Source organism: Paludisphaera sp., assembly GCF_037189885.1.
Taxonomy (GTDB): domain Bacteria; phylum Planctomycetota; class Planctomycetia; order Isosphaerales; family Isosphaeraceae; genus Paludisphaera.
The window spans coordinates 142,109-155,559 of record NZ_JBBCIR010000071.1 but is presented as its reverse complement, the minus strand read 5'-3'; the positions used below and the strand labels follow the sequence as shown (position 1 = coordinate 155,559).

11 protein-coding genes are annotated in these 13,451 nt (G+C 72.8%); 4 read left to right on the top strand and 7 right to left on the bottom strand.

Going from position 1 to position 13,451, the window contains the following annotated elements; translation table 11 throughout:
• Positions 1–10: 10 nt before the first annotated feature.
• The 3 genes from panB to sulP all read right to left on the bottom strand — a co-directional run bounded on the left by panB (position 11) and on the right by sulP (position 4,079).
• Positions 11–811, bottom strand: coding sequence for a 3-methyl-2-oxobutanoate hydroxymethyltransferase (panB, locus tag WG209_RS19660; protein WP_337176789.1), 801 nt, complete (start codon positions 809–811; stop codon positions 11–13).
• The gene (locus tag WG209_RS19655) at positions 801–2,309 is read right to left on the bottom strand and encodes a glycosyltransferase family 39 protein (RefSeq protein WP_337176788.1); all 1,509 of its coding nucleotides are present in this window, start codon (positions 2,307–2,309) and stop codon (positions 801–803) included. The genes panB and WG209_RS19655 overlap by 11 nt, the downstream gene beginning before the upstream one ends.
• Before the next feature lie 93 nt (positions 2,310–2,402).
• Positions 2,403–4,079: a sulfate permease gene (gene sulP / locus WG209_RS19650; protein WP_337176787.1), complete on the bottom strand. Its 1,677-nt coding sequence runs from the start codon at positions 4,077–4,079 to the stop codon at positions 2,403–2,405.
• Between the two features lie 286 nt (positions 4,080–4,365).
• Here sulP and WG209_RS19645 point away from each other — a divergent pair, with 286 nt between their 5' ends.
• Complete coding sequence (locus tag WG209_RS19645; protein WP_337176786.1) at positions 4,366–4,800, top strand: CBS domain-containing protein; 435 nt, start codon at positions 4,366–4,368, stop codon at positions 4,798–4,800.
• 11 nt (positions 4,801–4,811) lie between these two features.
• Here the strand turns inward: WG209_RS19645 and malQ are convergent, their stop codons facing one another.
• Complete coding sequence (gene malQ / locus WG209_RS19640) at positions 4,812–6,449, bottom strand: 4-alpha-glucanotransferase (RefSeq protein WP_337176785.1); 1,638 nt, start codon at positions 6,447–6,449, stop codon at positions 4,812–4,814.
• A 75-nt stretch (positions 6,450–6,524) separates the two neighbouring features.
• On the bottom strand, positions 6,525–7,331 hold the full coding sequence (locus WG209_RS19635; protein ID WP_337176784.1) for an alpha/beta hydrolase: 807 nt from the start codon (positions 7,329–7,331) through the stop codon (positions 6,525–6,527).
• Positions 7,332–7,520: 189 nt separating this feature from the next.
• Between WG209_RS19635 and WG209_RS19630 the strand changes: the two genes are divergently transcribed.
• The 3 genes from WG209_RS19630 to WG209_RS19620 all read left to right on the top strand — a co-directional run bounded on the left by WG209_RS19630 (position 7,521) and on the right by WG209_RS19620 (position 11,509).
• Positions 7,521–8,381, top strand: coding sequence for a Uma2 family endonuclease (locus WG209_RS19630; protein ID WP_337176783.1), 861 nt, complete (start codon positions 7,521–7,523; stop codon positions 8,379–8,381).
• A gap of 120 nt (positions 8,382–8,501) precedes the next feature.
• Positions 8,502–10,694, top strand: coding sequence for an arylsulfatase (locus WG209_RS19625; RefSeq protein ID WP_337176782.1), 2,193 nt, complete (start codon positions 8,502–8,504; stop codon positions 10,692–10,694).
• Between the two features lie 89 nt (positions 10,695–10,783).
• The gene (locus WG209_RS19620) at positions 10,784–11,509 is read left to right on the top strand and encodes a hypothetical protein (RefSeq protein ID WP_337176781.1); all 726 of its coding nucleotides are present in this window, start codon (positions 10,784–10,786) and stop codon (positions 11,507–11,509) included.
• A gap of 235 nt (positions 11,510–11,744) precedes the next feature.
• On the opposite strand, the gene WG209_RS19615 is transcribed toward WG209_RS19620, so the two are convergent.
• Entirely contained in the window at positions 11,745–12,830 is a 1,086-nt protein-coding gene (locus WG209_RS19615) for a TlpA disulfide reductase family protein (protein WP_337176780.1), read from the bottom strand.
• Positions 12,827–13,192: a hypothetical protein gene (locus WG209_RS19610; protein WP_337176779.1), complete on the bottom strand. Its 366-nt coding sequence runs from the start codon at positions 13,190–13,192 to the stop codon at positions 12,827–12,829. Before WG209_RS19610 ends, WG209_RS19615 begins: the two co-directional genes overlap by 4 nt.
• Positions 13,193–13,451 lie beyond the last annotated feature (259 nt).

The window sequence follows — 13,451 nt, the reverse complement described above, 5'->3', positions numbered from 1 at the left end:
GGCGGGACGCTCAACGAAAGCTCTCGGATTCCGCGGGGAAGTCGCCGGAGCGGACGTCGGCGTTGAACCGGGCGGCGGCGTCGCGGACGGCGTCGCCCAGCTCGGCGTAGCGGCGGGCGAAGCGGGGGCGGAAGTCGTCCAGGAGGCCGAGCATGTCGTGCAGCACCAGCACCTGGCCGTCGCACCCCGCGCCGGCGCCGATGCCGATGGTCGGGATGGGGATCTCGGCGGTGATCGTCGCGGCGAGTTCGGCCGGCACGCACTCCAGCACCACCGCGAACGCCCCGGCCTCCGCGACCGCCCGCGCGTCGGCGCGGATGGCCTCGGCCTGGCGCTGGACCTTGAACCCGCCGAACCGGCGGACGGATTGCGGCGTCAGGCCGACGTGGGCCATCACCGGGATCTGGGCGTCCACCACGGCCCGGATGGTCGCGGCCATGCGGACGCCCCCCTCCACCTTCACGGCCTTGGAGCCGGTCTCCTTCAGGATCCGGCCGGCGCTGCGGATCGCCTGGGGACGCGACGCCTGGTACGAGAGGAACGGCAGGTCGCAGACGACGAACGCCCGCCGCGCCGCGCGGGCGACCATCTCGGCGTGGTAGATCATCTGGTCGAGCGTGACGCCGAGCGTCGTGTCGCGCCCCTGCACGGCCGTCCCGAGCGAGTCGCCGACGAGCAGGCAGTCGACCCCGGCGGCGTCGAGCGCGCGGGCGGTGGGGTAGTCGTAGGCGGTCAGGCTGGTGATCTTGCGGCCTTGCCCCTTCCAGGCTTCGAAGTCGAGGACGGAGACGGGTCGCGCGTCAGTGGGCATGGCCGGGCTCGCTGGGGTGCAGGTCGGCCAGCATGACGTCGGGCCGGTCGATCACGACTTTGTAACGCCTCCGGATCTGGTCGTGCAAGTCGACCCGGAGCCTGTCCTCGTGGCCGGCGCCGACGTCGGCGAACCACCGCGCGCCTTTCTCCTTGTAGAACCCGACGAGGTCGATCGGCGTCAGCAGGCCGGATTGGGGATCCCATTCCGACGCGGCCCGGGTCGCCGCGCCCACGGTCAATTCCAGCCGGCATCCCCGGCGGTCGGCCTGGTACAGCAGCGCCTCGGGCGCGACGACGAGGTCGCTCGGGTCGGTCTCCTCGGCGACGGCCCGGCCGGCCTCGGCCAGCCCGGACCACTCGTCGGGCGAACGCCAGGTGGAGTCGGAGAGCTGCAACGCCAGGGCGGCGAACGCCAGGGCCGACACGAAGGCCATCCTCGGCCGCCGGGCGTCCAGCCGGCCCCAGGCCGCGCCCAGGCCGGCCGCGGCGACGGGCGCCAGGCAGAGCCAGTAATACTCGTGGTGGAGCTTCGCCGCCATCGCGGCCATCGTCGCGGTCGCCAGCCCCGCCCAGATCCACCAGAGGCGGACGCCCGAGGCCGCCCCCCCCAGGCCCCAGATCGCCCCCAGGAATCCCAGCGGCGTGAACGCGCGGACGACCAGGAATCTGGCGATGTAGCCCCAGGTCTCGGCCGACCCCAACGCCCCCAGGCCCAGCAGCCCCAGCCAGATGTCGCGGTTCGCGGCCGGGGCGAGCGACGCCGACTCCCCCGTCAGCCGCGCCGACCAGGCGTACCACGCGCCGACCGGCAGCAGAGTGGAGGCGCACAGGGCGAACGCCTTCCAGTCGCGACGGGGCAGGATCGCCAGGAACGCGACCGCCAGGAGGTAGGCGGCGGTCACCTTGGCCGCCAGGCCGACCGCCAGCAACGCCCAGCCGGCCGCCAGCCAGCCCGGCGCCCTCCCCTTGGCCGCGGCGCGGTCCCAGCAGGCCAGGCCCGCCGCGCAGGCGCCGATCATCAGGGCGTCGGGCTGGAACGCCCGGCCGTACCGGATGACGATCGGCAGCATCGAGAACGCGACCGCCGACGCCAGCGCGGGCCCCTCCCCCCATCGCCGCCTCGCCATTATGTAGACGCCCCAGGCCCCGAGCGTCGCCGCCAGCGCCGAGGTCAGCCGCCCGCGCGCGTCCAGCGGCAGCCCCGTGGCCCGCGCCAGCCCGACCACGAGCGCCTGATAGACCGGCGGCTCGACCGGGAAGTAGTTCGGGAACGGCCCGACGTCGAGCTGGGGCCGCAGGAAGCCCGACCCTCGCTCCAGGTTCCGCGCCACCATCGCGGTGGGGACCTGCCGGCCGACGTAGTTCTCGGCGATCGGCTGGCCCGGGTGGAGGGACCGCAGCAGCAGTCCGGCCAGCAGCGCCAGCGCCAGTCGCGCCGCCTCGGCCGCGCGGCGGCCCCTCGGCGGGGCTTCGTCCAGGCTCGTCGGGTTCGTCATGGCGATGGCCGCGAGGCTCCTCGTGGGGACGGATACATGGCGGGCCGCGGGGAACGCCGCGAGGCCCGCCTGACTTTCGAGACGCCCGCCCTCTCAGGCTCCGGCTCCGCCGTCCGCCCGGCCGACGGCCGGCTTCTCGCGGACGGCCTCGGCCCGCTCCAGCGCCGCCGTGATGTTCGGGCAGATATTCTCACGCCCGATGTGACGCTCGAAATCGGCCTGTCGCATGAACCTGGCGGGCTGGGACCTCGCCCCGCACAGGATCAGGCGACGGCCCGTGGCAAGGAGCCTGTCGGCGAAGTCCTCCAGGGCGAGCAGGCCGGTGGCGTCGATGGCCGTCATGTTCCGCAGCCGCAGGATGACTACCGGCGCCAGGGCCTCGACGTTGTCGGTGACGGCCGCCAGCTTCTCCGTCGCGCCGAACAGGAACGGCCCGTGGATGCGGACGACGCTGACGTATTCGGGGATGGGCTTGTCCTGCAGGACGTGCGGCCGACCGGCCTCGACGTACTCCTTCGTCACCTCCTCGACGGTCGTGGTCTTCGCCACCTTGCGGATGAACAGCAGGGCGGCCAGCACCATGCCGACCTGCACGGCCACCGTCAGGTCGGCGAACACCGTCAGGGCGAAGGTGACCGACCAGACGGCGATGGTGGCCCCCGACATCTTAAGGAGCTTCGGGATTTCTCGCCACTCGCCCATGTTGTAGGCGACGACCATCAGGATCGCCGCCAGGACGGCGAGCGGGATGTGGGCGGCCAGCGGGGCGGCGAAGAGCAGCACGGCCAGCAGGGTCAGCGCGTGGATGATCCCCGCGACCGGCGTCCTCCCCCCGGACCGGATGTTCGTGGCCGTGCGGGCGATCGCCCCGGTCGCGGGGATGCCGCCGAGGAACGGGGCGGCGATGTTGGCCACGCCCTGGGCCACCAGCTCCATGTTCGGGTCGTGCCTGTCGCCCGTCATCCGATCGGCGACCACGGCCGACATCAACGACTCGATCGCCCCCAGCAGCGCGACCGTCAGCGCCGGGGAGAAAAGGGCCAGGATCATCTCCGGGCGGAATTCCGGCGCGACGACCGCCGGCGGGCCCGCGGGGATGCCGCCGAACCGCGAGCCGATGGTCTCCACCGGGACGCCGAAGGCCGCGACGACGGCCGTCCCCAGCACCATCGCGGCGATGGAACCGGGGACCTTCCTGAAGAACGTCATGCACGCGACCACCACCGCCAGCGCCCCGACCGACAGCAGGGTCGTCGTCGGGTCGACGGTGTGGACGTGGGCCGCGATGGCCCGCATCCGGCCCGCGAAGTCGCCCGGCATCTCCCCGATCCGCAGCCCGAGGAAGTCCTTGATCTGCGTGCTGGCGATCAGCACGGCGATGCCGTTGGTGAAGCCGACGATGACCGGGCGTGGGATGAACCGGACCGCGAGCCCCAGGCCGGTCGCCCCCAGGACGACGAGCATGACGCCCGCCATGATCGTGCAGACGTACAGGCCGTTCAGCCCGTGCTCGGCGACGATCCCGAAGATGATGACCACGAACGCCCCGGTCGGCCCGCCGATCTGCGTCCTGGATCCGCCGAGCGCCGAGATGAGGAACCCGGCGACGACCGCCGTGTAGATCCCCGCCTGCGGCGGCACGCCGGACGAGATGGCGAAGGCCATCGCCAGCGGCAGCGCGACGAGGCCCACCGTGATCCCGGCGATCAGGTCGCCCCGGAACGTCGCGAGATCGTAGCCCCGCGACGACTCGACCAGCTTCGGCCTCATTCTCCGCTTCACCTTCCGGCCCCCCGCCCGATCTCGCCGGCCATCCCCCGCCTCCGGGGTCGTCTCGCCGCCTCGGGCGGGCGGGAGGGCGCGGGAGCGGTCGCGCCTCCGTCGGCGCCCCCCCCCCCGCGGGGCTCGCGCCCCCGGATATATTATCGGCCGGATTTCGCTTGGCGTCGCACGCGTCGACGTGTCACGATGCGACGGATTTCACCTCGCGTCTCCGGCCCGGCCGGCGGATCGCACCCCCGCGCGGGCCCGTCTCTCCACACGTCAGGAGGTCGCCATGATGCTCGTGGGCGAAGTGCTCGACATGAAGGGCCGTCGGGTGGTGACGATCGAGTCGGGGGCCACCGTGGACGAGGCGGTGGCGAAGCTGGTGGGGAACAACGTGGGATCGCTGCCGGTGGTGGAGGAGGGCCGCCTGGTCGGCGTCATCTCCGAGCGCGACGTCCTCCGCCTGATGCACCACCGGGGCGAGGGCTTCGGCCGGCTCCGCGTCGCCGAAGTCATGACGTGCCACCCGGTCACCTGCCGCGCCGCCGACGCCGTCGACGACGTCATGGGGCTGATGACCGAGCGGCGGGTTGCCAAGGTCCCCGTCGTCGAGGGGGACGACCTGGTCGGCGTGGTCTCCGTCGGCGACGTGGTCAAGCTGCTGTACGAGAAGGTCTCCTCGGAGAACCGCCATCTGCTCTCCTACATCCAGGGGGGCGCCTGACTCGCGGCCGTTCACGCCCCCGCCCCCGCCCCCGGCTCCGGCTCCGCGTCGACGTCGCCCGACGCGGACTCGGGGGTCAGCTCCGGCGGCAGCGGGGGCCCTCCCGTCTTGCGGTGGAGGTCGTGCCCCTCGGGGAGTTCGCCGTTCCAGCGCCCGTACAGGGCGGTCAGGTCGGCGAGCCGGTCGGCCTCCGCGGGGGTGGGTCGGGCCGGGAGCATCCGCCAGCCCCAGTTCCCCTCGCCCCGGCCGGGGACGTTCATCCGCGCCTTGCTGTCCAGCCCCAGGACGTCCTGCATGGGGGCGATCGCGACCCCCGCCACCGACCCCCACGCCTGGCGGATCAGGTCCCAGCCGAACTCGCGGCCGTCGGTCCCCACGAACCGCAGGGCGAACCGCCGCTCCTCCTCGATCTCCTCCAGCGACTGCGTCGTCTCGACGTCCGGGTTGGAGATCCAGCCGTAGCTGGTGTCGTTGTCGTGCGTGCCGGTGTAGGCGATGGAGTTGACCACGTGCCGATACGGCAGGTGCTTCTCGGCCTCCGGGTCGGGCGAGAAGCCGAACTGGAGCACGCGCATCCCGGGCAGGTCGAACTCGTCCCGGAGCGCCTCCACGGGGGGGGTGATGACGCCCAGATCCTCGGCGATGAACGGCAGCTCGGGGAAGTGCTCCCGCAGCGCGTGGAAGAGCGCCGGGCCGGGGCCGGGCACCCAGCGGCCGTTGACGGCGGTCTCGGCCCCGCCGGGGACCTCCCAGTACGCCTCGAAGCCGCGGAAGTGGTCGATGCGGATCAGGTCCACCTGCTTCAGCAGGGCGCCGACCCGGCGGATCCACCAGGCGTAGCCCTCGGCGGCGTGCGCCTCCCAGTTGTAGAGCGGGTTCCCCCAGAGCTGGCCGGTCTCGCTGAAGTAGTCCGGCGGCACCCCGGCCACGAACGTCGGCCGGCCGTCGCCGCCGAGGAAGAACAGCTCCGGGTTCGCCCAGACGTCCGCGCTGTCGTGGGCGACGAAGATCGGGATGTCGCCGATGAGCTTCACGTCGCGCCGCGCGCAGGCCCTCCGCAGGGCCTCCCACTGCTGGTAAAAGACGTACTGGACGAACTCGTGAAACCGCGCCGCCTCGGCCGACTCCCGCGCGAAGTTCTCCAGCGCCTCGGGGCGTCGCGAGACCAGCTCGGGCTCCCACTGGAACCACGCGGAGCCGCCGCGAGACTCCTTGATCGCCATGAACAGCGCGTAGTCCTGGAGCCAGTGCTTCTCGCGGATCACGAAGCGGTGGAACTCGGCGTCCGCGGCCGAGAACCGCGCGAACGCCTTGGCCAGCAGGGCGTTCTTGACCCGGATCACCTCCATGAAGTCGACCTGGTCGGTCGCCGGGACGGGCTCGGGGAGATCGGCCTCGTCCAGCCATCCGCGCTCGACCATCGCCTCGGGGCTGATGAGCAGCGGGTTGCCCGCGAACGACGAATGCGACTGGTACGGCGAGTTGCCGGCGCCCGTCGGGCCCAGCGGCAGCGTCTGCCACCAGCGCTGGCCGGAATCGGCCAGGAACTCGACGAACTTGTGGGCCGAGGGCCCGATGTCGCCGACGCCGAACCGCCCCGGCAGCGAGGTCGGGTGCATGAGGATGCCGCTGGACCTGGGGTATCGCATTCTCGCCTCTCGAACCTTCGCCAACATTACCTTCTCGCCCGCCCGGACCGCCCGCGTCGCCGTCCCGCCGGGGGCTCAGCCGTGCGTCTGCAGGAACCGTTCCACCGCGTCTCGGAAATCGACCCGGCCCTCGATGTGCGGCATGTGCCCCACCCCCGGCAGGACCTCCAGCCGCGCGCCGGGGATCTCCTCGGCCAGCTCTCGGGCCGTCGCCGGCGGGTTGACCAGGTCGTCCTCCCCCACCAGCACCAGGCACGGCGCGGCGATCGCCCCCAGCCGGCCGCGCGCCTCGTGCCCCGCCGCGGCGCGGGCCTGGCGCGTGAACGCCGCCACGTCCTGCGGCCAGGCGTTGCGCTCGGCGAACCGGACCAGGCCCTGGACCTGCTCCGCGTGCTCATAATACGCCCGGCCGACCAGCATCGGCAGCGTCCCCTCGGCGAACCTCCCCGCGTCGTCGCCCGTCAGCTCGCGGAGCCGGATCCACGACTCGATCACGGCCTTGCGCCACGGGCTCGCCCCGGCGTGCGCCGAGGTCAGCACCAGCGACCGGACCGCCCCCGGATGCCGCAGCGCGACCTCCTGCGCCACCAGCCCCCCGAGCGAATGCCCGACGACATGGGCCCGGTCGATCCCCAGCGCCCGCAGCCAGGCGGCGACGTCGTCGGCCATCTCGGCCGTCGAGTACGCCGCGTCGGCCCGCCAGCTCCGGCCGGCGTCGCGCGCGTCGAACGCCAGCGTCCGGTACTCCCGCGCGAAGTGGCGCTGGGCCAGGCTGAACGCCCGGTGGTCCCCCCCCAGCCCGCTCAGGAAGACGAGGACGTCGGGGCCCTCGCCGAGCTCCTCGTAGTAGAATTCGCGATCGTCCAGGGCGATGGTCGGCATTCGGCGTCCCGCCTTTGCGTCGACGCCCCGCGGACCGTCCCGGGGGCTTTGCGGATAGGGTATGCCGGACCCGCCCTTAAAGGAAGCCGTCACGCCCGAGATCCCGGCGGAACCGGCTGGCGTCCCCCCGCCGATCGTGCTACAGAAGGTGAACGTCCGCACCCAAGCGACGCCGAAGGGAGCCCCCCAATGAGCACCGCGCGCCCCGGCCGCCGCGCCTCCACGAGGTACCTCGACCCCCACGAGCCGGAATACCCCTCCAGCGACGGCAGGCCGATGGCCGAGAGCACCACCCAGTTCCGCTGGATCGTGACGATCAAGGAAGGGCTCGACGCGCTGTTCGCCGACCGGCCCGACGTCTTCGTCGCCGGCGACCTCCTCTGGTACGCCACCAAGGGGGACAAGTCGGACGTGATGGCCCCCGACGCCATGGTCGTCTTCGGCCGCCCCAAGGGAGACCGGCGATCCTATCGCGAGTGGGTCGAGGACGGGGTCGTCCCTCAGGTCGTCTTCGAGGTCGCCTCGCATACGAACACGCCGAACGAGATGGCCGAGAAGCGGCGTCGCTACGACGCCCGCGGCGTCGAGGAATATTACTTCTACGACCCGGAGAGCGGGAAGCTGGAGGGCTGGCTTCGACGTCCCGACGGCCTGCGCGCGATCCGGGCCGACGGCTGGACCTCCCCACTCCTCGGCGTGACGTTCGACGCCCCACGTCGCAAGGAAGCCCTGGTCATCGTGCGCCCGGACGGCCGCCCATTCCGCACGTTCGGCGAGTTGGCGAAGGACGAGGAGACCGCGCGCCGGATCGCCCGCGCGGAACGCCGTCGCCGCCGCCGCGCCGAGCGCCTGGCGCTAACGGAGGGCGAGCGGGCCGAGTCGGAACGCCTCTCGCGCGAGCACGCCGAACGCCAGGTCGAGGCCGAGCGCCTCTCGCGCCAGGACGCCGAGCGCCGCGCCGAGGAGGCCGAGCGCCAGGCCCAGGCCGCGATCCGGCGGGTCGAACTCCTGGAGGAGCAACTGCGGGCGATGAGGGCCAAGCCCGAGTGATCCGCCACGCCCCCTTTTGCATTGCGAGCAATCTCGATAGGATTTGTCGACAACCTCCATGAGGTTGAATTGGTCGTGCCTCGTGGATCGAGCTTCGACGGACGTGGTGGGGAGGTCGGGATGCGAGCATGGGTCTGGGCGGCGGCGTTGCTGGCGACGGCGGGATGGACGGCCTTCGCGGACGCGGGGGAGGGCGAGGCGAAGGCGAAGCGGCCGAACATCGTGATCGTGCTGAGCGACGACATGGGGTTTTCGGACCTGGGCTGCTACGGCGGGGAGCTGACGACGCCCAACCTGGACGGCCTGGCGTCGGGGGGCGTGCGGTTCACGCAGTTCTACAACACGGCGCGTTGCTGCCCGACGCGGGCCTCGCTGCTGACGGGCCTCTACCCCCACCAGGCCGGCGTCGGCCACATGATGGCAGACCGCGGCCACGACGGCTATCGCGGCGTGCTCAATCGGGACTCGGCCACGATCGCGGAGGTCCTGCGGCCGGCCGGCTACCGGGCGTACATGGTCGGCAAGTGGCACGTCTCGCGGTTCGTCGGCCCCAACGGCGACCGCGCCACCTGGCCGCTGGGCCGGGGCTTCGAGAAGTTCTACGGCACCATCACCGGGGCCGGCAGCTACTTCGACCCCAGCAACCTCTGCCGCCAGGAAACCCTGATCACGCCCGAGAACGACCCCGAGTACAGGCCCGAGTCGTACTACTACACCGACGCGCTGGCCGATAACGCCGCGAAGTACATCCGCGAGCATCAGGCGGAATCCCCCGACCGGCCCTTCTTCCTCTACGTCGCCTTCACCGCCGCCCACTGGCCGATGCACGCCCCCGACGCCGACGTCGCCCGGTACGAGGGCAAGTACGACTCCGGCTACGCCCCGGTCCGAGAGGCCCGCGTCGCGAGGATGAAGGAGCTGGGCCTGATCCCGCCCGACGCCGAGGCCGCCCCCCCCTCCGACGACTGGGACGACGTCGAGGACAAGGCTCGCGAGGCCCGCGGCAAGGAAGTCTACGCGGCGATGGTCGAGAAGATGGACGCGGGCGTCGGCCGGATCGTGGCCCAGCTCAAGGACTCCGGCGCGCTGGACGACACCCTGATCCTCTACCTCCAAGACAACGGCGCCTGCGCCGAGGAGACGGGCCGCCAGGCCCCCCAGGACCCGGCCGAGGGCCTGGAGCCGATGGGCCCGGACGACCTGCAACTCCGCGGTTCCCCGCCGATGCAAACCCGCGACGGCCGCCAGGTGCGCACCGGTCCCGGCGTGATGCCCGGGCCCGCCGACACCTTCGTCGCCTACGGCCGCGGCTGGGCGAACGTCAGCAACACCCCGTTCCGCGAGTACAAGCACTGGACCCACGAAGGGGGCATCTCCACCCCGCTGATCGCCCACTGGCCCGCCGGCATCAAGGCGGAGCGCGAGGGCAAGCTGGAGCCCCAGCCGGGCCACCTGATCGACCTGATGGCGACCTGCGTCGACCTCGCGGGCGCCGAATACCCCGCCGAGGTCGACGGCCGCCCGATCAAGCCCCGCGAGGGGGTCAGCCTGCGACCGGCCTTCGACGGCCTGCCCCTGGATCGCCCCTCCCCCATCTTCTGGGAGCACGAGGGCAACCGCGCCGTCCGCGAGGGGGACTGGAAGCTCGTGGCGAAGGAAGGCGGGCCGTGGGAGCTGTATAACATCGCCGCCGATCGCGCCGAGTTGCATGACCTCGCCGCCGAGCACCCCGACCGCGCGAAGACCATGGCCGCCGCCTGGGACGCCTACGCCGCGCGGGCGGACGTCCTGCCGCTGGGCGGCTGGCGCGCGCGGCCGGCCGCAACCGCGGTCGCGGCGAGCGACGGGCGCCGGTTCGAGCTGAACGCCGACGCCGACCTGCGCGGCGCCGACGCGCCGGCGATCGCCGGCCGCCCGATCGCCATCACGGCGAAGATCACCACCCGCGCCCGGAAGCCCGACGGCGTGATCGTCGCCCAGGGGGGGACGGCCGCCGGCTTCACGCTGTTCATCGACGACTCCCGGCCGACGTTCCTGGTCCGTTCCGGCGCGGGCCAGGCCAACGCCGCGCGGGTCGTCGGCCCGGTCCTGGAGCCGGGCGAGCACGTCATCGTCGCGCGGATCGACGCCGCCGGCGCGCTGACGCTGGAGGTCGACGGCGTCGCCTCCGAGCCCACGCCGGGCAAGCTCATCCAGCGCCAGCCCCTCGACGGCCTGCAAGTCGGCCGCGACGCCGCCGGGACGGTGGGGCCCTACGCCTCGCCGAACCGCCTCAAGGCGACGGTCGATTCGGTCGTCGTCGAGGTCGATTGAGCCGGGCGGTCGCTTCCCAGCGGGTCGCGGCCTCTCATAGAATGAGGGTCGCGACGCCCTCCATCTCACCGATTCGAGCGACCGAAACCATGAGAATCCGCCACCTCGCCCCCGCCGTCGCCCTCGGGCTGGCCGTGCTCGCCGCGCCTCCGTCCGCACGCGCCCAGGGGTGGGGCTGGGGCTGGGGGGGCGGCATCGCGATGCCCTGGGTGCCGTCGCCGACGAACACGGTGAACGCCTTCGCCCTTCAGAACGCCGCGCGGGCGGGGGCGCCGCGCTCGAACAACGTCTACGCCCACAACCCCAACTCGTACATGTACAACCTGCGCGACAACGGCCTGGTCCAGCAGCAGAGCGCGCGCGGGCCCGCCGCCGGTAGCCGCGCCGCCGCCTCCCTGGCCAGGCGCTCCGCGGGCGACGCGCCGGCGCCGTCCCCCGGGGCGATCAGGCCCGAGCCCAGGGCCGCCGACGCCCAGCCCGCCAGGACGGCCCCCGCGCCCCTGGCGAGCTTCTTCGACGCCGCCGGCGCGCTGATCTGGCCCGCGGACTCCCCCTATGAGGGCGAGCTGAAGGAGAGGCGCGACACGTCCGACCGGGCCGTCGCCGCCGTCCGCTCCGAGGTCGACGCCCGCGGCGTCGCCCCGATCCCCCTGGCCGCCGAGGCCCGCCAGAAGCTGCTGGACTACGGCCGCCCGGCCCTCCAGGAGATCCGCTCCACCTCCACCCCGCGCGTCTCCGAGACGTTCCACGAATTCCTGCTCGGCCTCTACGACTCCATCGCCGCCGCCACCATCCCCCCGGCGCCGTCGGAGTGACCCGGCGTTGGACTGCGGTCAGCCTGAAAAGCGCGTCCCCTCTCCCGCCGGGAGAGGGTGGCCCGAAGGGCCGGGTGAGGGTCGTCGGACTGTAGAGATAGCGACGGTCAGGAATTGGAGCGACCGCCGGTCCTCCCGCGCCGCGGCGACCCTCACCCGCCGCTGGCGCGGCCGCCCTCTCCCGAGGGGAGAGGGGACGGGATCGGGCTGGGTCCCACCCTGCGGCCGCCTCGCTTCAGCGTCCCAGCAGCTTGGAGACGGTGGGCAGCAGGTTCATCCGGACGAGGTCCAGGCCCACGACCTTGCCATCCTGATCGATGAGTGCGTTGGCGGGGATGTGGTCGACGCCGTAGACGGCGGCGAAGTCGGCCGCCTCGGGGCCGTTCAGCAGGTTCGGCCATCGCAGGTTGTAGTCCAGGGCGAACCGGCGGACGGCGGGCAGGAAGGTCTGAGGGCTGGCCGTGTCGTCCTGCATCGGGTCCAGGTTCACGCCGACGATCTCGAACCCCTGGGCATGAGCGGCGTCGTAAGCCTCCTGGAGCCAGGCGACTTCCGCGGCGCTGGGGAGCGACCAGGTGGCCCAGAAGACCACCAGCACCACCTTACCGCGGTACGCCGACAGGTCGAACGGCCGGCCGTCCAGGTCCTTGCCGACGATCGCCGGCGCGGGCTGGCCGACGAGCTTCAGCCGGCCCAGCCGGGCCGACAGGTACTCGCGGATCTCCGGGGCCTCGGCCTTCTCCAGGACCAGCCGGAACGCCTTCTCGGCCACGTCGTAGCGGCCGGCGTGGACGAGCCGCTGGTAGTACGACTCGGCGACCCCCAGCAGCTCCGGCGTCTGGAGGACGGGCCCGTCGACCGCGTCGCGCTGGGAGGCCAGGAGCCCCTGGAGGTCCCTCAGCGAGCCTTCGAAATCGCCCCGATCGCTCTCGCCGATCAGCTTGACCAGGCTGGCGAGGACGCGGCACGACGCCGAGGGGAGGTTCGCCATCAGCGCGGCGTCCGCGGCGGGCTCGGCTTCGACGAAGAGGTCCGCCGCGACGGCCGACCGGAATAGCTGCTCGTAGACCGCGGCGGCCTCCGCGGGGGGGAGGGTCTCGGCGAGCGCCCGCAGCCGGTTCAGCCGATCGATGTCCAGCGCCTTGAGCTTCTCGGCGTACTCCCGGTCTATGGCGAGGATCGACTCGGCCGTCCCCTTGTCCGGGCGGCTGAGGTTGGCCGCCTCTTGCGCCGCGGGGGCGGTCGGCTGCTGGGCCGTGGCCGAAAGCGTCGGTGCCAGGCCGAGCGCGGCGGCGAGCGTGATGGAGGCGAGTCGGGTCATCCTCGGGGCTCCTGGTCGGTCGGGGTCGATGGGCGAAGGGCGATGGCGGGCGGCGCGACGGACGTGGCGGCGGCCCTCGGCGCCTTCGCCGAGGCGCGCGGCCGGGCGCGACGCGGTGGCTTCGGGTTCGGTCGGTTGATCAGACGCCAGAGCGCCGCGGCGAACAACAACGCCGCGACGATCGCGATGGCCCAGAGCGCGGCCTTCACCAGGCCGGAGAGGGGCGCGGCCGGGGTCTCGCGCAGCACCTCCGCGAAGGGTCGGGACGGCCCCTTGGGGGCCTGCTCCTCGACGAACAGCTCGTGCCCGCGGCGACGGATCGACACCTCTTGCTCGGCCTGGTCGCGCCGCTCTCCGGACATGCCGCCGCTCCCCCCATCCCGAGGCCGAGGCCACCGCCATCGGGGCCCGTCGCCCCTCCAGCCTAGTCCCGCCGCCCCGCCCGCACAAGGGTCCCCCCGCCCCCCGCCCCGCGGACGCTCGGGCGTCCCCGTTTATCCCCCCTCCCCGGCGCAAAGGTCAGCGCGCCAGCGGATAACATCGCCGGGGAGATTTTCCCCATCCGGCGGGCAGGCCCGTCCGAGGCCGAAATCTCGGCCGCCGCGGATAGGCCGCCGCGGC